Genomic DNA, 20,460 nt, shown 5'->3' with positions numbered 1-20,460 from the left:
AGGGGACGCGGCGCCGGTTTCAGTTGCTTGCGCAGACTGCGCGATTTGCAGCAAGCCGTCGTCTGGGACCGATCGCATACAGTGCTCTTGCCGAAGTGAAGAGTAGCGGACAAAAGCCTCTTCACGCGCGTGACCATCAACTCTTCATCGATTCGCGCAGTCGGGACGGGCGAAGAACTTGCCCGAACGTGCCGATGGGGCGCGGCAAGAATCGAAGCACCACTCCGTAACCAACGTTCACGGAACGCCGATCGCGACGAGACTGACTTGCGCCGATCGAAACGTCGTTACCGAGCTGGTTGCTCTGATTGGATGAAACCGCCTCCAGGCGCGTCTCGCGCGGTTCGCGCATTTTTTGATTCGATCAGGAGATTCGAAAAAAACAGCATCCGGTTATTTTCGTATTAGCGACGCAGCTTTCGTGGAAACGATTCGAGAATTCACTTTTTCAGAAATGGTTTGCGTGTGTCATCGCGCAAACCATTTTAATTTTTAGAGCCGCGCGAGATATCGATCCACGCCCGAGGCGGCGATTATATCTGTCCACCGCAAATGCAGCAGCGTGGAGGGGTCATTTTTCGGCACCATATCGCCGTGGAAATTGCAGATGCTAGAGAATACGTCTGGGCCCGTTACTTTACATAGAATTCCAAACTTGGCGGCGGCGTTCAGATTCGAAGGCGAGTCATTGCAGATGATTCTTTTGCCGAGCGCAGCATATTCCAGAAGCTTGGTCGGCGTCTGCAGGTCGTACGGACGCTTGTACGGGATGGTTGAAATAGCAATCTCGCAGTTGCGAACCACCGCGAGGGCATCGCGTTGCGCAAGGCGTCCCGTGAACAGGATGCCGGGCGATCGAAGATATGCGTCGGAGATTTCCTTTTCAACAGGCCCAATCAGAACGAGGGTATCCGAGTCGCGCTTGGCGGCCAGGAAGTCCCTGATGAAGCCGACAAAGCCGCGTTCCCGCGTTATCTCGCCCAGATAACAATACGTTCCCGACGGAAGCGCCTGGTTGCGGTCAGCATCCGTCGTGAAAATCCAATCGGGTACGCCCATCGGCAGGAAAACGGTATCGACGCCGTCGCGGAAGTCCATGACTGCACTCATTGAGTCGTTCTGAAATATTCGAAGATCGGGCCGTGGTTGAAACGTTTTCTTGATGCTGTCCTTTAGCGCACTGTTACGCCCGACCGACAGCGAGCGGTAATCGTGGATGACGTATTTTGCAGCAGGGATCCTGGGGTAAAAGCCCATGATGCACCAGAGAACGTACTCCTCCGGATTCTTGACTTTTTTGTAATCATCCAGTGTCCCTGACGTTACCTTACAGTCGTTTCTCACAAAATACCTGGTGTAGGCATCTATCTCAGGATAATTCGCCCTGCCGGGGTGAAGGATGAATATCTGCATGTCATTGCCACCGTTCAAGTGTCTCTTCGGCTGACTCAGCGCTACCAAGGGCAGTTCGGGTCGCCTTCGTTGAAATGTCGCACGTCAATGGATTGGTCAAGCGTTGGTTAGCTTGATATCCTTCGGCAGAAACGCCGCGACGTTGGATTGCTCTATCACCCGGTCCCAAATGAGGTCTGCGAAGTCCGTCCGACGATTCGCTGTCGCACCGCGCGCGGCGTCTTCATCGATTCCGTCAAAGATGTTCGCCGTGGTGATCACACTATGGATGCCCATCTCTTCACAGCATCTGATATTCGACGGCGAGTCGTTGCACACGATTTTCTTGCCGAGCGCAGCATACTCGAGCAGCTTGGTCGGCGTTTGATAGCAGTGCGGCCGGTGATAGGGGAAATAGCACACCGCAACATCGGATTCGACCACGTGCTTCAGCGCCTCACGCTGCGGCAACGGCCCAGTGAAAATGATATTTTTTGCATCCGAAAATCTTTCGTAGATGCGCGGGTCCGGTTTTCCCACCAGGAGGAGCGAGACGTCGCGCTTCTGAAAGTTGTTTATAAATGCTTCCAGCACGCGATCGAAGCCCCGCTCGACGCTCATTTCGCCGATATAACAGAAATCAGCTTTCTTTTCGGTCTGACCGCCATCCCGCACCTCGAAGATCCAGTTCGGCACGCCCATGGGCAGGATCACACTGGGTACGCCGTGACCGAAACCCATGATCTCCTGTTGCTGTTTGTTCTGGAAGATCCGCAGATTCGGCTGGCAATTGAAATACCGCTTCGCGACGTCTTTCATCGCCGGCCAGCCGCCCACGGAGAGAGAACGGTAGTCATGGATGACAAAGTCGGATTCAAACCGGTTCGGATAAAAACCCATGATTTCCCACAACACGAAATTTCGTTTGTTATCGAGGGCGCGGTAATCGCTGATTGTTCCGACCACCACATCCACGCCGCGCGCTTTAAAATAGTTTTGATAGGCAGTAATTTCCGGATAATTGGCGGTACCCGGAGACGTGATGAAGATTTTACGCATGCCGCCTTCCTTTTTAACCGTGGAGATAAGGAACAATAAGGCCGTTACGAATATTGCACTGGCGGTCCGGTTGCGCCTTTGATTGACAGGTGCTCGAACGTTGACCGCTTGTTCTGCTCGAAGCCGAGATCGCGCGCGATAGTATTTTTATTAGCGAATACCTTATCGTGACGATTCGCTGCCCTGGGTTGGATGCAGCGCGGTGCACGACGGTGTCATACGCCGCTGCGCGAGTTGTCGCGTCGGCGCTCGGTCGACATCTCCCGGCCTCGGCAGTTTCTGTCAGCGCGCTGTCGTCGGCGGCGCGGTGCTTTCTACGCCTGGTTCAATGCACGTGGCCTGCTAAAGATGCGCTGAGCCAGGCGCCTGACGCGCCCCAGTCGCAGATAGCGCGGCACCAACGTCAGGCCCGTGAGCTGCGCGGCGAACCACGACACGGAAGAGTCATCGTCAATGTCGAACGCCTTGAGTCGGAACGGGTCGCTTCCTTCGTCATTCCAGCCTACGTCGGTCGTGCGTGCGGTCTTGTAGCCGGCGGCCTTCAGCAGTTCGACTTCGCGCGGACCATAAATGCCATAGGGATACGCGAAATGCTCGCAAGGCTTACCTACAATCCGTTCTACCTCCGACTTTGATAGCGCAAGCTCTTCAAAGCATTCGTCATCGTCACAGAAGGTTAGTGTCGGGTGATAGCGTGTGTGAGACTGAAAGTCGACATAGGGGCGCATCTCTTCAATATGGGCGGCGCTGAGGCCACTAATCGTCGCCGATGAGTCTGGCAAGTCCTGACGAAAGCCTCGCGCGTCGAGTTCAGCCAGGCGCTCGTGATTTTTCATGCGAATCAGCCGCTTCACACCCGCATCCCTCGCGACAGGATGTAGGAACCAGTGAGTACGATCGTGCGCCACGACACTGCTGCAGATGTAAATGGTCGGGTACACGCCGTACTTGATGAATACGGGCAGCAGATTTGCATTGCCGATATGGCCGTCGTCAAACGTGACGGCCACGCGCGGGCGACCACTACCTCGCGAATTTGCCTGCGACAACGGCACGAACTCGACCTTGTCTTTCAGGTACTCAAAATGAGCTTCGAGCGTGGCGGGCGACGGATCGTGATAGAGCAGAATCGCGGTGCGATCGCGCCAGAGAAATGCTCGAATCGCCGCGGGGGTTCCACTGAAAAGCAGCGCGCGTGTGAATATCTCACGCATCAATTGTTTCATATGCATCCCAGGCTAACGGCGTTGAATGGGATTGTGCCGTCACGGCCACGAAAGCGATGTGCGTTAGCGTACAGAGGTGATGACCGTCTTCAGATAGTCTGGGATACATTGTTAATGTGAAATATGCGCTAATTTTCCACCGAGGAATCTACTGCGGGAAAACAGTGGTTAAGCAGAGAATTAGGCAGTCTTATGTTTGTACGGTAAGACGATTATTCTGAAGTTGGTGGCGCGCAAAGCAGAGGAATTGTTGACAGATTGCGTTGCACACCGAACTGACGCACGCAGCGCCAGCACCCAAAATGTTGCCATCTCGTGACAAAAAACGAGATCTGGTAATGCCGCATCGCCTGCACATTAAATCCGGCTTCCACCCTTTTCGCACACCCGCCCTGGGGTTTCGATGAATCAGAACTCTCTGCTTACGAATGCTGCCGTGCTCCGGAATAACGATGTAAGTCTTTCGCGTTATTTCGACGTTCTATTGGCCAACCGTTGGCTGGTCGGTGGAATCGCCGGCAGTGTGCTCGCCCTGGGCGTGGCCTACGCGTTTATCGCGCCGTCGGTGTACCAGGCCGATATTCTCGTGCAGGTTGAAGACAGCATTCCGACCAACAATTCAAAAAGCCCGCTGGGCGACGTCTCCAGCATGTTCGACGTCAAAACAGAGGCGACGGCTGAAATGGAAATCCTGCAGTCGAGAATGGTGGTCGGAAAAGCCGTCGACGATCTGCACCTCGACGTCAGCGCAAAGCCCAGGCGCTTTCCATTGATCGGAGACTGGTTGGGCCGGCAAGCCAGGAGTCTTTCCGAGCCAGGTATCTTTGGATTTGGCGGATATGCATGGGGCGATGAAGCGATCAAGGTGTCCAGTTTCGACGTCCCGGAAGCATTCGAAGGCGAGAAGTTCGTTCTGACGGTTCTGGAGGGCGAACGCTACCGGCTGGAGCAGTCGGATCTCAGCGAGCCGATCGAGGGTCGCGTGGGCAAAAAGCTCGACACGAAACTGCCCGATGGCGCGATCACGCTGCAGGTCGATTCGCTGAACGCAAAGCCGGGCACGCAATTCATTCTGGAGAGACAGTCGCGCGAAAAGACGGTGGAAAGCCTGCAAAACCGGCTGACGGTCTCGCAGAAGGGTAAGGACAGCGGCATCATCGGCGCGTCGCTGATGGGCTCTGAGCGGTTGCTGACGGCCAGCACGCTCGCCGAAATCGGCAATGCGTATGTTGAGCAGAATCTGAAGCGCAAGGCGGCGGAAGCCGAGAAGTCGCTTGCGTTCCTGAGCGAGCAGCTGCCGCAACTCAAGAGCGACCTCGAGCGCGCCGAGGGACGCTATAACGACATGCGCAACCGCATGGGCGTGTTCAATCTGAGTGAGCAGGGCAAGGCCTATCTGGATCAAAGCGTAGCCACGCAGCGCAGCCTGCTCGAACTGAAGCAGAAGCGCGCGGAGATGGGCGCGATCTACGCGCCGGGTCACCCCGCGATCCAGGCGATCGATCAGCAGATCGGCATGCTGAGCAGCAAGATCGGCAGCTTGTCGCAGCAGGAACAGGCGTTGCCGGACCTGGAGCAGAATGCGGTGCGCCTGACCCGTGACATGAACGTGAACAACGAGCTTTACGTCGGCATGCTGAACAACATGCAACAGCTCAGACTGGTTCGCGCCGGCAAGGTTGGAACGGTGCGGTTGATCGATAACCCGGTGGTGCCGAAAGAGCCGATCAAGCCGAACAAGCTTCTGGTGATTATCTATGCTGCGTTGGGCGGCCTGATTCTGGGCGTGGGTGCGGCGTTCGGGCGTACGGCGCTGTATCGGGGCGTGACCGACGCGCAGGAGATCGAGGAGCAAACGGGCCTGAACGTCTATGCGAGCGTGCCGCTGTCGCAGGCGAAAGTCGCGCGAATCGGCAAGACGCCGAAGCTGCCCGCTGGCGAGAAGTTCCTGCTGGCGAGCGAGTTTCCGCGCGACCCGTCGATTGAAAGCCTGCGCCGACTCAGAACCGCGCTTCATTTTGCCATGCTGGAATCGGAATCGGGCGACAATCGCGTGCTGCTGACGGGGCCGACGGAACAGGTGGGCAAGTCGTTCCTTTCGGCGAATCTGGCGGCGGTCGTATCGGCGGCCGGCAAGCGGGTGTTGCTGATCGACGCGGACCTGCGCAAAGGTCATCTCGAGCAATACTTTGGTCTCGACTCGACCCCCGGTCTGGCTGACTATCTGACGTCGGAGGTGACGTCCGACCCGGTGATCATGCGTGACGTGCGCCCGGGCCTCGACTTCGTTGCGCGCGGAGCGATACCGGAGAACCCGGCCGAGCTTCTGGTGAGCGAACGCATGCAGCAATTCCTCGCGAAGACGAGCGAATACGATATCGTGCTGATCGACACGCCGCCGGTGCTCGCCGTATCCGACGCGACCGCGCTTGCGGATAGCTGCGGCACCGTGCTGCTGGTGACCCGCTTCGAGACCACTTCCATTGCGCAGGTGGTGGAGGCCACCAAGCAGCTCAAGCAGGCGAATGCCCGCGTGAAGGGCGTGATCTTCAACGCGATCGATACGGATGTCTATCGCTATAGTCTGGGCGCGCGCGCAGGCCTCTATCGCAGTGCTTCCTATCTCGACGCATTGCCCGCCAGCGGAAAGACGCAGAAAGGCTAGCCTTCAGACGATAACCATCGTCGTGTAGAGCGATGAAAAATTCACCCGGACTTCGACGTAGATAAATTGTGAATATCAAACACTCGATCGTCAGTATCGCTGGAGTCGTACTGAGTCAGGCGCTCAATTTCGTTTCGATTCTATTGATCGGGAAGTTCTGCGGGCCGACGGCTCTCGGGTATTTCAGCCAGCTCATGGCCGGTGGTCTTTTTATCGGGTCGGTGATCGGCTTGCGTCTGGAGGTTGCGTGCATGGCGGCGGACAAGGCCCAAGCCGTGCGCGCAATGACGAGTTCCAGTGCGGTCGCCATAGGGATCGGCGCGACGCTCGTGGTGGCCACGGCAGCGGCCGGGCATACGGAATACCTACCTGTTATCGGGCTGGCACTTGGCGTGTTCCTGCAACAGGCGTTGTGCGGAGCACTCACCACCGAAAGAAAGTACGCGCAAATCGCGACGATCCGGTTCTTCCCTAATGCCGCGTTCGCCGTCTACTTCGTCTGCATGATGATGTTTTCGAAAGGGGAGTGCACAGGCACCACCGTATTCAACATCTATAGCTGGATTTTTCTGGCCTCGACCGTTGTGCCCGCCGCGATCTGCCTTTACTCGGCGCGCCGGATGATCCCGTTGGCCTTCATCAGGTTCTCCGCGCTTCAGATCCAGTATGCAAAATTTGGTGTGCCGACCACTACGCTGAATTCATTCGTGATCTATGCGTCCGCCATTTTGATGCCGATGATCTTCGACCATCGTGAAGCCGGCATCTTTGCGCTGGCGTATCGTGTGGGGTACTTCCCTGCGTCCCTCTTGTCGCAAAGTTTGGGCGCTGTCTTCCGCCGCGATCTGATCGATTATTTCGACGGCCACAGAAAAGACAGAGTGAATCCCTCGAAACAGTTTTTTATTATGCTGACGTTTATCAGCATTTCTCTGGTGGCAGCGTGCTATGCAGGCCTTAGCCTCATTATCCACATGAAGATGGGCGACGAATGGGAACCGTCGATGTCTGTGTACCTGATCTTTATTCCCTATTTCATCACGATGGCGATCTATGGCTCGATGGCTCAGGTATTCATTGTCGCGAACCGGCTGAAGATCGACTTGATGATTCAGGCAGTCAATGCCGTATCGATCTTCCTGATCTTTGCGACGGCTCAATTCCTCGGCGTCGGGTTCATCCACTCGCTTCTTCTGCTCAGCGTCTGTGGAACGATCGTGGCAAGTGTGGGGACTTACCAGGCGCTCAAGATCGGCAAGGAGCCGGACGCTTATTTGAATCGCCAACCTAGTTATGAAGCGCCGTGATCTCTGCGCTCAAAAATCAGCGACGCTGCAAGTTTAGCTCCTCCACCGCGAGGCGAGTCGCTCACTTGTTCAGGGAAAGAGTATGCGCATTGTAAAACTCCCCGGCATCATCGGCAGGAATGCGAGTCCAGGCGTGTCGGCCGTGGTCTGGTTCATTCTGTTCATCGCACTTTATGCGATCTCCGCGTTTCACGACAGCACGTTGCCGGCGCGTTTTCTGTTCGATGAACTGGTGATCTTCGACCGGATGAAGACCGTCACGGCTTTCAAGGCGTTTGGCGACTCATTTGACAATCTCGCGTGGCTATTCAACTTTTTCGGTCTCCAGGGTTTCTCCATTTCTTTGATAGGATTTCTCGCCTCGACAATCGGCATGTTCTTCGCCATCTGGCGTTCCGGTGTCACTTCGCTAAAACCGGCCGAGTTCTTTCTGGTTGCCTTCTGGCTCGCCAATCAGACCGTCTACATCGGCGTTCCATCGAAAGAACTCATCATTTCGGTTCTGGTTCTTTTGTTGCTGTTTTACGACTCGTCGCGTGCGATATTGGCTTTGTTTGTCGTCCTGGCAGCGCTGGTAGCCATGTACTTCAGATCGTACTGGGGTATCACACTGGCCGCAACCGTGTTTCTTTATTTGGCGCCAAACGGCTTCAAAAGGCCGGTTTCATTGATCTTTTTCGCACTGGCCATGTTTGTGATGGTCGCCTTCGTGTTCCAGAAGGCCTATGGCGAATCACTGGATTTCGCAAGGCAGAACGCCAATGAGTGGCGGGACCCGGAGGAAGTGGGGTCGATGATCGTACAGTTCATTCCAGGCAGTGGTATGTTCATTGGCGTGGCGAACGTCGCCATCACGCTGGCGACCTTCGTTTTGCCGGTGCGGTTGATTACGTCGGGTTCTCCGCTGCAAATGGTGGGCGGCATTGGCGTGTTTTTCACTTTTGCGATTGTGTTTGTGCGTTATCGCTCCGCGGCGGCGCTATTTCCGGTGGGCCGATTCGAGACACTTTGTTTTTGTTTTCTGGTCAGTTTCCTGTCAACGCAAGCTATTTTCGAGCCGGACTACGGGTCATTTCTGCGGCATCTTTCGCCGGTGTCGCCGATGATCATGTTTCTCGTCCTGCGGCTCTCGTACGATGAACACATAACGGTATCGGCGCAGAGTGCGTCGCGAGTGAACGACGGCGCCCATCACCAGTCCACATTGTCGAAACATCGCAGCGCCTCCTGAATCGCAATGACGGTCCGCTGATTCAGTAGGCCGTCGATGAAGCGATTGTCGCCAGCATCACGGAAATGATCTTCGTGACGGGTCGAAGCAAGCGCGTCATTGAAAATCACGTCGACAAATCGAATGAGATCGGCGCGGAGCTCGAGGCGCGCGGCAAAAAGGCGCTTTGGGGCCCGCGCTCGGCGTCGAACCTGCTGATGTCGGCTGTTTTATGTCATCAGGCCGACGCGTTGGGTTTCGCACACGCCAAACGGGCGATACCGCGCAATGTCGTCAACACATCAGACCCGCTCTCTCAGAGCAAGATGTTGTCAGACAGAAACCCTCCTGCGCGTGGGGCCGTGTGGCCGGAGCTCCACAGTTCGTCGCCGCCGTGACCTACGACGTGCCTGCCTTGCCGGGCCTGCAGGTCGGCGCGGACGCGAAGTTCACGGGCAGCACGAGGGTGCGTCCGGCAGGCGACCTGGAGACGGGCGGCTACATGATCGTAAACATCGGGGCGAACTGTCTGACGCGCATCGGTGGGCACGACGTGACGCTGCGCGCGGCGATCGACAACATCACGAATCGCCGCTACTGGATCCAGTACTCGGACTACATCGCGCCGGGCGATCCGCGCATGGTCAGCGTGAACGCGAAGATCGATTTCTGATTTGAGTTGCGCGGTGTCGCGGGCCGTGGCGGGCTCACTGTGCGCCGCCGGCGCGCATGGCCCGGTATTCCCGCTGCACGATGTCCATCAGCTCCGCCACCGAAGTCAGCGCGCTCTGTTGCTCGTAGGTCACGCGGCCTCGCTGCATCAACATGATGCGATCCGCGATATCGAGCGTCTGCGCATAGTTGTGCATGATCATGATGATCGAGAGGCCGCCTTTTTCCTTCAAGCGCATCAGAAGGTCGATGATGAGTCCCGCCTCGCGCGCGCCCATCGCGGCGAGCGGTTCGTCGAGCAACAGGATCTTCGCGTTCGAATGCACGGCGCGCGCCACGGCGATCGCCTGGCGCTGGCCGCCCGAAAGACGCTCCACGGGCAAATCCACCGAAGGCACGTGCACGCCGATATCGTCGAGGCATTGCGCCGCGCGCTCGCGCATCCGTTTGTGGTCGAGCAGCCTGAACGGCCCGCGCCGCACGATTTCGCGGTTCAGGAACATGTTGTGATAAATACTCAGCGAATTCGCGAGCGCGAGATCCTGATACACGCATTCGATGCCGAGCGAACGCGCATGATCGACCGAGCGCAACAGCGTCTCCTCGCCGTCGATGTGGAGCGTGCCGCTCGTTTGCTGATGAAAGCCCGTGAGGATCTTCACGAGCGTGGACTTGCCCGCGCCGTTGTCACCGAGTATGCCGAGGATCTCGCCCTTGCCGAGCGTGAGCGAGACGCCATCGAGCGCCGTCACCGCGCCGAAGCGTTTGACGAGGCTGTCGCCGCGCAGCGCGAGCGGGGCGTTCGGCGCGCTGCGCGCAGCGGCCGTGGCATTGGCGCCCGCGGAGGAGGTTTGCGATTGGTCCATCATCGTCCACCCTTGCGGCGAATGCGCCCGACGTGGATGTTAAAGATCATCGCCGCCAGAATCGCGGCGCCAAGAATGATGTTGAACGTAAACGCGTTGATACCGATCAGGGTAAAGCCATCGTTCAGAATACCGAGCACCGCTGCGCCGATGAGGCCGCCCACGATGGTGCCCGAGCCGCCCGTGAGCGGCGTGCCGCCGATCACGGCGGCGGCCACGGCAAGGAACATGATCTGGTTGCCGCCCGCCTGCGGGTCGATCGAGGTAATGCGAAAGGCTTCGAGCATGCCGGTGAAGCCCGCCAGCACCGCGGCGAGGACGAAGTTGCCGAGGCGCAGTCGCTTCACATGTATGCCGGCCTCGCTCGCGCCGAGCGGATTCGCACCCGCGGCCTGCGTATGCAGGCCCCAGCGTGTATGTCGCAACAGCACGTGCATCGCGGCCGCGATCACCAGTGTCCAGATGATTTCGCTGTAGCCCCACGCGCCCATGAACGCGGCGAAGGTGGGCGATCCCGGCGTGGCGGCGGGCGTGCCGCGCGAGATCGTGAGCGTGATACCGTTGATCAGAAAGAGCGTGCCGAGCGTCGTAACGAACGAGGGCAGCCGCAGCCAAACCGACACCGCCCCGTTCACGAAGCCGACGATTCCCGCGGCCACGAGCCCCGCGATCACGGCGAGCCACATCGGCGCGCCCGCGTCATTCGCGAACACCATCATGAATGGCGCGAACGCGAACACCATGCCCGCCGACAGATCGATGTCGCCGCCGATCATCAACATGATTTCGCCGAACGCGATGATCGCCACCGGCGCGATGAACTGCGACAGGTTGACGAGGCTCGCGTTGGTGAGCAGGAAATCGTGGTTCGCGAATTCGAAGTAGGCGGCCAGCAGCACGGCCACGAGCAGGATGCGCAGCTCGGCCGCCCATTGAGACGCGAATGAAACACCCGCGCGCCGGGGCGCGCGGACCGCTTTGCTGGTTTCGTTCACTGTATTCATCAGGACTTGATTGGGCCGGATCTCGGAACGATTTGCTCCTTGTCGGTCTTGCCTTCAAAGCGCGTCGAGGTAGTCAGGTACGGCTCGACGTTATCCTTCGTCACGAATTTCAGGCCGGTGTTGATTTCGGCCGGGCCGACGAGGCCGCCGGAGCTGAGGAACACGAACGCCTGCATCACCGTATAGAAACCCTGGACGTAGGGCTGCTGATCGATGGTGAAGTCGAGGAAACCTTCGTGGATCAGCTGGATCGTGGTTGGCAGCAGGTCGAAGCCGCCGCCGTGCACGCCTTTGGACGGCAGGTTCGATTCCTTCATCACCTGCGCGACGCCCTGCGTGCTGCCCGCATCCACCGCGAACATGCCTTTCAGGTCCTGGTGGCCCAGGTAGAACGCCTTGATCTTCGAAAGCTCCTCGTTGACGGTCGCGCCCGTGGCCACGGTCTGGATGTCGATCTTCTTGCCGGACTTCTTGATGGCGTCGCTCGCACCGTCCAGACGCGGCTGGATGTTGAGCTGCCCCGGCGTGGCGATGAACAGCCCGACCATGCCGCTGTCGATCAGACTGACGATGCGCTCGCCCATCTGGTAGCCCGACAGATACAGGTCCTGGCCGATATACGCGAGGCGCGGATTCTTCTTGCCGCGCGGCGCGTCGGCGTTGTACGCGAACACCGGAATTCCGGCATCGAGCGCGGCCAGGATGGGCTTGTCGAAAGCGCTCGGATCGACGATCGGCACCGCGATGGCGTCGGCCTTCGCGGCAATCGCCGAGTTCACGGCGCGGACCATTTCGCCCGCGTCCGAAGTGGCCGAGCCGGTCCACTGATAATCCATGTTGAGCAGTGAGCAGGCATCCTGAATGCCGTACTGCGTGGGCACGAAGAACGGGTTGGTGGTGACGTGATTGACGAACACGATCCTCCACTTCTTGTGCGACGGAAAAGCCGTCTGCGCTGCCTGCGCGGTGCCGATCAGTCCGCCCGCGCCGCCTAGCGCGCCCATCAGCGAAAGCGCCGCGCCGAGTCCCGCGCCCTGCATCAGCCCCCGCCGCGCCGTGCTGAACCCGTTACCGTTGTGTTCCTGATCGTCATCCCGTTGCTGTGCCATCTCATCCTCCGGTTCTTGTCTTCGTTGATCGATGTGGTCGACGTTGCGTCGATTGTGCGCAGATGCTGGACGGCACCGGGAGTGCGCTGGGCAGCGCGAGAGTTTGGCGTGGCCACGTGCAACCCCGATTCGGAGGCGCTCGATACGCGCCGTGCGGTACCGCAAAAATGTTAGTGCAGTGCGGTTGCACCGCCTAATCCATGTATACCCGTAACCGTTCCGAAGATTGGGACGCCGGGTCAGGATGCGTGTTTACCACGAGCGGTTGATCGCGCGGATGGGTGCGCGGCGCTCAAAGCTCGCCGCCCGCCAACACGGTCGCCACGTGCTCGCGCAACGTCGGCAGCACCGCGCCCTCGAACCAGGCATTGCGCTTGAACCACGCGATATTGCGCGGCGACGGATGCGGCAGCGGCATCACATGCGGTCCAAACTCGGCCCACCTGACGAGCGTATCGGTCGAGGTCGGGCCAAACTTGTCGCCGAGGCCAAAGCGCTGCGCGTATTGTCCGATCAGCAGTGTCAATTTCACCGAACGCATTTGCGCGAGCAATTCGCGGTGCCAACGGCCGGCGCACTCGGGCCGAGGCGGCAGGTCGCCGCTCGCGCCGCGGCCCGGAAAACAGAAGCCGACGGGCACGATGGCGAATCTGGAAGCGTCGTAGAAGGTCGTGTCGTCGACGCCGAGCCATGTCCGCAGACGCGCGCCGCTCGCGTCGCTCCACGGCACTCCCGACGCATGCACGCGCGCGCCTGGCGCTTGCCCGATGATCAGAATACGCGCCCGCGTGGACGCCGCGAGCACCGGGCGGGGCGCGTGCGGCAGCATGGGTGCGCACAGCGTGCAGGCGCGGATGTCGTGAAGCAGCGTGTCGAGCGACGTGTCGAGTTTCGACGGACGTTTGGTGGTAACAGCCATAAAGCGGTGCGAGGTGACCGGTGCGCAGTCGTGTCGTGAGTCGGCTCAGTTCTGCGCCTGAGCCGGATAGATCAGCGTGCCGTCGGCCTGGGGCTCGGCGCCCGGTGTCATCGTGGCGGCGTTCGTGTGATGCGCGTCCATGATGTGCAGCACGGTTTCATCGTGCATCAGCGTCCGTAATGATACGCCGGTGGCAGCGCCACCAGACCGCTTCCGAGCACATGATCGCGCAGCGCTGCCGATGACCGAGCGTCAGAAGTTGCGCCAGTCCCTCGCGGAACGCGTCGCTCATTGCATAGTCGGCATAGTTGCGAAAGGCCGGATGCGTCCAGTACGCATTCGGCGACGGCGCGTCATCCTTGCGCCTGCTGCGGCGTCCGCCGAGCGCGGCGAGATGCACGTAGTCGATATGTTCCGGTGCGAGCGAGGCGGGCAGCGTGTCGCGATTGAACTGCGGGTTGGTCCGCGAGCGCGGGATGCTGCGCACGTCGACGAGCAAGGCGATCTGCTCGCCGTTCAGTAAGTCGACGAATTCCTGCAACGGACGCGTCGAGTGGCCGATCGTGAAAAAAGGGCGTTTCGTTTTCATGCGTGCTTCGCCGGCGCTGATAGCGGCGACGATCCCTACAGATTTAAAACGTGTGGCGCGGTAACGTCCACTGTGTCCCGATTCAGTTGTTGCACGTGTCATGCCTGACGAGCGCGCGTATGCACGCGCTCGCGAATCGCAAGACCCCGGGGAGACAAGCCGGGTAGCCATCATTCCGGTATCGAGTGCAACCTTGCTCCCGCGAGTCGGAGTTGCAACAATGCACCCGCGACGGCGCCCGCGCGGCACGTAGTCGCCCGCGCATTTTCTTTCAACCCGCTTGCACCATGACCGACGGCCTGCCCAATCCCCAACGTGCGTTTGCGTACATCGCGATCGCCATCGCGATGACGATGTCGGTGCTCGACACCTCGATCGTCAACGTCGCGCTGCCCACCATCAGCAACGACCTCGCGGTATCGCCCGCGAGCGCGATCTGGGTCGTCAACGCGTATCAGCTGGCGATCACGGTGTCCGTGCTGCCGCTCGCGGTGCTCGGGGACAGCCTCGGCTACAAACGGGTCTACTGCTACGGACTCGCACTTTTCACACTGGCGTCGTTCGCCTGCGCGAATGCGCACACGCTGCTGGTGCTTGCGGTCGCTCGCGTGTTTCAGGGCTTCGGCGCGGCCGGCATCATGAGCGTGAATATCGCGCTGGTGCGCTTCGTTTTCCCGAAGGCACGGCTTGGCGTCGGCGTCGGTTATTCGTCGCTGGTGGTGGCCGTTTCGTCGGCGGCGGGGCCGAGTATCGCGTCGGCGATTCTGTCGGTCGCGCACTGGCAGTGGCTGTTCCTCGTCAACGTGCCGCTCGGCGTGCTGGCGCTGTCGATCGGCGCGCGCACCTTGCCCGCGACGCCGACCTCGGGGGCTCGCCTGAGCGGCCTGAGCGTCCTGCTCAACGCGCTCACATTCGGCCTGCTGATCTCCGGTCTCGCGGCATTCAACCAGGCGGGCGCGACGCAGCGCGGCGCCATGATGGTCGCGATCGCCTTGGTGGCCGGCGTGCTGTTCGTGCGACGCGAAAGCCGGCTCGCGACACCGATGCTGCCCATCGACCTGCTGCGCATGCCGGTGTTTTCATTGTCGATGGCGACGTCGATCTGCTCGTTCGCGGCGCAGACGATGGCGTACATCGTGCTGCCGTTCTACTTCGAGCAGACGCTGAAGCTGTCGGAAACACAGACCGGCATTCTGATGACGCCGTGGCCGCTCGTGACCGCGTTGATCGCACCGGTCGCGGGCCGGCTGTCCGATCGGTGGGCGCCGGGACGCATCAGCAGCGTCGGGCTCGTCGTGTTCGGGTGCGGACTCGCGATGCTCTGCCAGCTCGGCGAGACGGCGACGCGTTTCGACATCGTGTGGCGGCTCGCGGTCTGCGGCCTCGGCTTCGGTATCTTTCAGTCGCCGAACAACCGCGTGATCATCGGCAGTGCGCCGCGGCATCGCAGCGGCGGCGCGGCCGGCTTGCAATCGATGGGTCGTCTGCTCGGCCAGTCGAGCGGCGCGGTGGCGGTGTCCATCGTGTTCGGACTCGTGCATGGCCGGCACCTCACGTTGATTGCCGGCATTGCCGCGGCGCTCGCGTTGATCGCGGCCGGCGTGAGTTCGGTGCGGCGTATGACCGAGCACAGCGACGCCCCGCAGGAACAACAGGCTACGCCAACGCGGCCGGTCTCCGAGCGTTGACGCGGGTGCGGCGTCGTTCCGCAGCCCATACGCCTACGCGAGATTCGAAGGCGCCGCCTTCAGCACGTCGACGTGCTTCGGAATCAGGCCGAGATCGAGGAACGTATCGGCGATCTGTTGCTGCTCGCCGAGAATCGCGCGGGTAATCGGCTGCGTGCCGAACTGCTGACGCTGCACCGCCACGTCCACGACCTGCTTCGGCAGACCCCATAGCTGCGCGAGTTCGCTGGCGAGCTGATCCTTGTTCTGCTTGCCCCACTGATCGACCTTGTCGAGTTCTTCGATCAGGATCCGGATCACGTCGGGATTGTTCGCCGCATAACTCTGCGACGAGAAGTAGAACGCCCGATTGCCGACTACGCCGCTTGCATCGGCAATCACGCGAGCGCCGAGCGATTGCTCCGCCGCGGCGAAGAAAGGATCCCAGATGACCCACGCGTCGATCGACGCCCGCTCGAACGCGGCGCGTGCATCGGCGGGCGCGAGGAACACGAGCTTTACGTCGGCGTATTGCAGGCCATGCTGACGCAGTAGTTTGACGAGAAAGTAGTGGACGTTGCTGCCTTTGTTGAGCGCGATCCGTTTGCCCTTCAGGTCCGCGACCGAGCGGATCGTCGATTGCGGCGGCACCAGCACCGCTTCCGACTGCGGCCGCTTGACGGTCGCCGCCACATAGGCCAACGGTGCGCCGGCGGCCTGAGCGAAGATCGGCGGTGCTTCGCCGACGTCGCCGAAATCGATCGAGCCGACGTTCAGTGCTTCCAGTTGCACGGGGCCCGCCGCGAACTCGGTCCATGTAACCGATACGTTCAGCGGCGCGAGCCGTTTTTCGAGCGTGCCGCGGCCCTTCAGCAGATTCAGGTAACCCTTCTGATTGCCGACGCGCAGCGTGCGCGCGTTGCCTTGCGCGAACGAAAGCGGTGCTGCCGCGGCCGCTGCGGCGCCGAGCGAAAGTGTCAGGAAGGTGCGGCGGTCGTGGAGCGTTCTGTTAATGGACATGACGGACGATACGATCAGGAGGGCAATGAAGAAGGCAGGATGCGCGACGGCCGAAGCGCCGCGGCTTGAGACGTGCGTTGTTCGTGCGTCAGGTTAGTGCTGGGGCGCGCCATCCCATGCCGGCAGCGTGGCGCCGTGATAAACGGTCAGGATCGCCGCGGCGACGTTGGTCTGCTGGTAGCTGTCGACGATCGTCTTCACCCACACAGCGTTCGCGTCTTTCGCGTTGACCGCGATGAAGTTGCGGTACGGGTTGCCCGGCACTTTCTCCTGCGCGATGCGTTCCTGCGGAATCTTGATGCCCGCTTTGATCGCCCAGTCGGTATTGACGACGGCAGCGTCGAGGTCGCCAATCGCGCGGCCGACGATGCCGGCGTCGAGTTCCTTGATCTGGATGTGCTTCGGATTCTCCGCGATGTCGCGCGCGGTCGGCAGCAGGCCGACGTCGGGGCGCAGCTTGATCAGTCCATTCGACTGCAGCAGAAGCAGCGCGCGGCCTTCATTGCTCGGATCGTTCGGCACGCCGATCGCCGCGTCCTGCGGCAGCACCGCGACCGATTTCACCTTGCGCGAGTAGAGACCGATCGGCTGCACGTAGGTATAGCCGACCGGCACGATCCGATAGTGGCGCGCCGCGATCTGCGCGTCGAGATACGGCTTGTGCTGGAACGAATTCGCATCGAGGTCGTGTTCCGCGAGCGCTTCGTTCGGCTGCGTATAGTCGGAGAAGGTCGTGATCTTGACGGTGACGCCCTGCTTGGCGGCATTGGCCGCGACCGCACGCCACACGTCTTCGTCCTCGCCGGACATGATGCCGACTCGCACCGTTTGTCCCGCCGCGAGCGCCGGTTGCGCGCTGACGATGCCGCATGTAACGAGAACCGGGAGGAGTGCGGCCTTGAGCGCTTTTGTCGTAGCCATGTTTTGAAAATAGATCGAAGTGTAGGTCCGGAGATCGTAGAGAGGCGCTCGTTAGTGCACAAATAATATCGAGCGCTATCGTTATCGCGCTTGAGCGTAAGCGGCGGTACGACGTGCATGGCGCTGCTGGGAATAAGCCAAGCGCGATCGCCGCGCTGGCATGAAGCGAGCCGCAGTGGGGTTGGCGGACGCCGGATCGTGCGAATGTTCGCTGGCGCGGTTTTCGTTTCAGGTTGCGTGCCGGAACAAATGTGCGGGCTCGCGTGCGTCGTCCGTCATTTGTTCTGGAAAGGCACCCGGTTCTAACCAGGCGGCGGCAACAGTGCCGAAAGCAGCCGGCGCAACTGCGCCAATTCGCTTGCCGTCAGCCTTTCAGTGAGAATGCGCTCGACCTGCTCGACGCGCGGACGCAAGGCCGAGAGCTGCTTCTTACCGGCAGTGGTGAGAAACAGCACATAACTGCGCTTGTCGACAGGATCGTCGGCGCGCTCGATCTGGCCATTGCGCACCATGCGTGCAACGAGATCGGCAATCGTTGAACGATCCACGTCGAGTTTGTCTCCGAGTTGCCGCTGACTGACGCCAGGCGTCTCGTGCAAGACCTCGAGCGCCGCGTACTGCACGCTCGTGATCTCTGCGGAAACCTCGCTCAGCCAGACCGCTGCATGGCGCTGTTGGGCACGGCGCACCAGGCTGCCAGTAAATTTGGGGAGCGCGCCAGCGTCTTCGGGTTTGATCGGCAATTTTGGAGGTTTGGGTTTCGTTGTGGTTTAACGCACGCGAAAGATGGGCCGAAAGAAGGCGTTCAACTCCGCATACGCATTCAATGGGAGAACATGGGCCACGTATTGATCGGGACGTACCACGACGAGTGCACCTTGTTCGCGATCGATGCCGCGCTCGTCGAAGATATCAGTCGTCGCGTCGCTCGTAAATGCCTTTTCGTAGTCGATGAGGCCGTGGCGACCCTTGCGCGGCAGCAGGAGGGCGGGGACGTCTCCGAGGCGGACTTCGCGATGCGGCTGTTGCAGCACCGCGCGCAGATCGAGAACGCTGTCCACGTCGGCGTCCTTCGGCGTGCAGAGCCTCAAAACGGAATCGGGCGACTTGTCGAGATGCTCGCACAGCGCATCCAGCGCACGACGCGACGCGTCCGCGAAAGCGTACAGGCGCCAGCGGCCGTCCGCTTGCGCGGCATGCCCTAGATGGAACGGTTTTGCATCAGCGAGGCGAACGACAGGCGACGAGTGAAAGCGCGTACCGATCGCAAAGCCTTTGGCGAGCGCCTGATGCGTCGCTTCACCGGTCAGGGTGGCCGGCCGGTAACGCGTTGCGACGCCAGCCGTGTAGCGGCCAGCGCGGACGAAGTACGCCTGAAGCTCCGCGGGATCGACGCTGCCCGCCTCGGGCCGGTTCGGATCCTGCGGCGGCGCGGCCATCATCGCCGACCATTCCTTGTCGAAATCGATCAGCTCCTGCGCAATAGGTTGGCGCTCGTCCGAATACGTGCGCAACAGAGCGGCGTCGCTGCGGCCCTCCAGCACCGCGCCGAGCTTCCAGCCGAGATTGAAGCCGTCCTGCATCGACACGTTCATGCCCTGACCCGCTTTGGCGCTATGCGTGTGGCAGGCGTCGCCCGCGATGAACACGCGAGGCTCGCGCGAAGTGCCGTCGGCGGCGATGGCATCGTCGAAGCGGTCGGTGAGGCGCTGCCCGACCTCATAGACCGAGAACCACGCCACTTCTTTTACGTCGAGCGTATAGGGATGGAGGATGCGCTGCGCCGTCTCGATGATGCGATCGACCGTGATCTGCTTGATGCTGTCGCGGTTCTCCGGGGTGACATCGCCGAGGTCGACGTAGAAGCGGACCAGATATCCGCCTTCACGCGGAATGATCAGCAGGTTGCCCCTACTCGCGGACTGAATCGCCGCTTTCAGCCGGATGTCCGGAAAGTCGCTGACCGCCAGCGCATCCATCACGCCCCACGCATGGTTGGCCGCGTCACCGCGCAGCGTTTGTCCGATGGCGGTGCGTACGCGGCTGCGAGCGCCGTCGCAACCGACGACATAGCGCGCACGCACGGACATCGTCTCGTCGAGCCGCGCGGGATCGGTATGGCGCAGCGTGACCAGCACCGGGTATTCGTGCGTATCGTCGCGCTGAACGTCGACCACTTCGAGGCCGTAGTCCGGTTCGATCCGTCGCGCGGAGCGGCGCATCACGTCGAGCAGATATTCCTGGATGCGGGCCTGATTGACGATGACGTGCGGAAATTCCGAAAGGCCTGTTTCGGTATCCTGAACTCGGCCGGTACGACTGATCGCGCCGCGGTCATTTGCATCGGGTCGCCAGAATACTGTTTCATTGACCCAATAGGCTTCTTGCAGAAGGCGGTCACTGAGGCCGAACGCATTGAACATCTCGACGGTACGGCACGCCACGCCATCGGCCTGTCCCATCTGCAACGGTCCGTCGCGACGCTCGACGACGCGCGTGCTGATCGACGGGAATTGCGACAGTTGCGCCGCCAGTACGAGGCCGGCAGGGCCGCTGCCGACGATCAGCACGTCGACCGTCTCGGGCATCTGCGCAGCATGCGTATTGCCGATGACTGGCTCGATCGTCGGATCGCCGGCCCGGAAACCGTTGAGATGAAATTGCATGACGTCCTCCTCCGTTCGTTAGATATCTGTTGAACGCGAATATACTCCGTACACCAACCATTTTGAAGTACTTCGTGGGAGGATGGATGTTTACCCTGGTTCGGAAGAGCTGGTGGATTGTCGGGAACGACGGTCGATGCGGGATCGACACCGCGTCATGGCCCTGGA

General features: G+C 60.5%; 16 protein-coding genes and 2 pseudogenes. 6 read left to right on the top strand and 12 right to left on the bottom strand.

Annotated features, from left to right (window positions below; translation table 11 throughout):
- Nucleotides 1-492: 492 nt before the first annotated feature.
- From OKW41_RS25330 to OKW41_RS25320, 3 genes are all read right to left on the bottom strand, one after another.
- Nucleotides 493-1,413 carry a glycosyltransferase gene (locus OKW41_RS25330; RefSeq protein WP_429574307.1) on the bottom strand — a complete coding sequence of 307 codons (921 nt, stop codon included), beginning with the start codon at nucleotides 1,411-1,413 and terminating at the stop codon, nucleotides 493-495.
- A gap of 96 nt (nucleotides 1,414-1,509) precedes the next feature.
- The gene (locus OKW41_RS25325; protein WP_429447366.1) at nucleotides 1,510-2,451 is read right to left on the bottom strand and encodes a glycosyltransferase; all 942 of its coding nucleotides are present in this window, start codon (nucleotides 2,449-2,451) and stop codon (nucleotides 1,510-1,512) included.
- A 314-nt stretch (nucleotides 2,452-2,765) separates the two neighbouring features.
- Complete coding sequence (locus OKW41_RS25320; protein ID WP_429447367.1) at nucleotides 2,766-3,677, bottom strand: polysaccharide deacetylase family protein; 912 nt, start codon at nucleotides 3,675-3,677, stop codon at nucleotides 2,766-2,768.
- Nucleotides 3,678-4,080: 403 nt separating this feature from the next.
- Between OKW41_RS25320 and OKW41_RS25315 the strand changes: the two genes are divergently transcribed.
- From OKW41_RS25315 to OKW41_RS25295, 5 genes and pseudogenes are all read left to right on the top strand, one after another.
- Nucleotides 4,081-6,342: a polysaccharide biosynthesis tyrosine autokinase gene (locus OKW41_RS25315; protein WP_429574306.1), complete on the top strand. Its 2,262-nt coding sequence runs from the start codon at nucleotides 4,081-4,083 to the stop codon at nucleotides 6,340-6,342.
- 68 nt (nucleotides 6,343-6,410) lie between these two features.
- The gene (locus tag OKW41_RS25310) at nucleotides 6,411-7,649 is read left to right on the top strand and encodes a lipopolysaccharide biosynthesis protein (RefSeq protein WP_429447370.1); all 1,239 of its coding nucleotides are present in this window, start codon (nucleotides 6,411-6,413) and stop codon (nucleotides 7,647-7,649) included.
- Between the two features lie 82 nt (nucleotides 7,650-7,731).
- Nucleotides 7,732-8,880 carry a hypothetical protein gene (locus OKW41_RS25305; RefSeq protein ID WP_429574305.1) on the top strand — a complete coding sequence of 383 codons (1,149 nt, stop codon included), beginning with the start codon at nucleotides 7,732-7,734 and terminating at the stop codon, nucleotides 8,878-8,880.
- A 65-nt stretch (nucleotides 8,881-8,945) separates the two neighbouring features.
- Nucleotides 8,946-9,257, top strand: coding sequence for a hypothetical protein (locus OKW41_RS25300; RefSeq protein ID WP_429574399.1), 312 nt, complete (start codon nucleotides 8,946-8,948; stop codon nucleotides 9,255-9,257).
- Nucleotides 9,221-9,532: pseudogene (locus OKW41_RS25295) on the top strand (TonB-dependent siderophore receptor); the annotation flags it as partial. The gene OKW41_RS25300 and the pseudogene OKW41_RS25295, both read left to right, overlap by 37 nt.
- 34 nt (nucleotides 9,533-9,566) lie before the next feature.
- Here the strand turns inward: OKW41_RS25295 and OKW41_RS25290 are convergent.
- The 5 genes and pseudogenes from OKW41_RS25290 to OKW41_RS25270 all read right to left on the bottom strand — a co-directional run bounded on the left by OKW41_RS25290 (nucleotide 9,567) and on the right by OKW41_RS25270 (nucleotide 14,018).
- Nucleotides 9,567-10,397, bottom strand: a complete 831-nt coding sequence (locus OKW41_RS25290) for an ATP-binding cassette domain-containing protein (protein ID WP_018422193.1) — start codon at nucleotides 10,395-10,397, stop codon at nucleotides 9,567-9,569.
- Nucleotides 10,397-11,401 carry an ABC transporter permease gene (locus OKW41_RS25285; protein WP_187618565.1) on the bottom strand — a complete coding sequence of 335 codons (1,005 nt, stop codon included), beginning with the start codon at nucleotides 11,399-11,401 and terminating at the stop codon, nucleotides 10,397-10,399. The genes OKW41_RS25290 and OKW41_RS25285 overlap by 1 nt, the downstream gene beginning before the upstream one ends.
- The gene (locus OKW41_RS25280) at nucleotides 11,401-12,510 is read right to left on the bottom strand and encodes a sugar ABC transporter substrate-binding protein (protein WP_429574304.1); all 1,110 of its coding nucleotides are present in this window, start codon (nucleotides 12,508-12,510) and stop codon (nucleotides 11,401-11,403) included. The genes OKW41_RS25285 and OKW41_RS25280 overlap by 1 nt, the downstream gene beginning before the upstream one ends.
- 292 nt (nucleotides 12,511-12,802) lie before the next feature.
- Nucleotides 12,803-13,429 carry a uracil-DNA glycosylase family protein gene (locus tag OKW41_RS25275; RefSeq protein WP_429574303.1) on the bottom strand — a complete coding sequence of 209 codons (627 nt, stop codon included), beginning with the start codon at nucleotides 13,427-13,429 and terminating at the stop codon, nucleotides 12,803-12,805.
- A 45-nt stretch (nucleotides 13,430-13,474) separates the two neighbouring features.
- Nucleotides 13,475-14,018, bottom strand: a pseudogene (locus OKW41_RS25270) (DUF488 family protein).
- Nucleotides 14,019-14,305: 287 nt separating this feature from the next.
- Here OKW41_RS25270 and OKW41_RS25265 point away from each other — a divergent pair.
- Nucleotides 14,306-15,706 carry an MFS transporter gene (locus tag OKW41_RS25265; protein WP_429574302.1) on the top strand — a complete coding sequence of 467 codons (1,401 nt, stop codon included), beginning with the start codon at nucleotides 14,306-14,308 and terminating at the stop codon, nucleotides 15,704-15,706.
- A 33-nt stretch (nucleotides 15,707-15,739) separates the two neighbouring features.
- Here OKW41_RS25265 and OKW41_RS25260 read toward each other — a convergent pair whose 3' ends face one another.
- The 4 genes from OKW41_RS25260 to OKW41_RS25245 all read right to left on the bottom strand — a co-directional run bounded on the left by OKW41_RS25260 (nucleotide 15,740) and on the right by OKW41_RS25245 (nucleotide 20,292).
- Nucleotides 15,740-16,705: a sulfonate ABC transporter substrate-binding protein gene (locus OKW41_RS25260; RefSeq protein WP_429574301.1), complete on the bottom strand. Its 966-nt coding sequence runs from the start codon at nucleotides 16,703-16,705 to the stop codon at nucleotides 15,740-15,742.
- Nucleotides 16,706-16,798: 93 nt separating this feature from the next.
- On the bottom strand, nucleotides 16,799-17,626 hold the full coding sequence (locus OKW41_RS25255) for a MetQ/NlpA family lipoprotein (RefSeq protein ID WP_429574300.1): 828 nt from the start codon (nucleotides 17,624-17,626) through the stop codon (nucleotides 16,799-16,801).
- A 302-nt stretch (nucleotides 17,627-17,928) separates the two neighbouring features.
- Nucleotides 17,929-18,369 carry a MarR family winged helix-turn-helix transcriptional regulator gene (locus OKW41_RS25250; RefSeq protein WP_429574299.1) on the bottom strand — a complete coding sequence of 147 codons (441 nt, stop codon included), beginning with the start codon at nucleotides 18,367-18,369 and terminating at the stop codon, nucleotides 17,929-17,931.
- Nucleotides 18,370-18,396: 27 nt separating this feature from the next.
- On the bottom strand, nucleotides 18,397-20,292 hold the full coding sequence (locus tag OKW41_RS25245; protein ID WP_429574298.1) for an FAD-binding monooxygenase: 1,896 nt from the start codon (nucleotides 20,290-20,292) through the stop codon (nucleotides 18,397-18,399).
- Between the last annotated feature and the right edge of the window lie 168 nt (nucleotides 20,293-20,460).

The sequence above is a fragment of the Paraburkholderia sp. UCT70 genome (genome assembly GCF_050434085.1).
In the GTDB taxonomy this organism is placed as follows: domain Bacteria; phylum Pseudomonadota; class Gammaproteobacteria; order Burkholderiales; family Burkholderiaceae; genus Paraburkholderia; species Paraburkholderia tuberum.
This window is presented reverse-complemented; position numbering and strand designations above follow the sequence as displayed.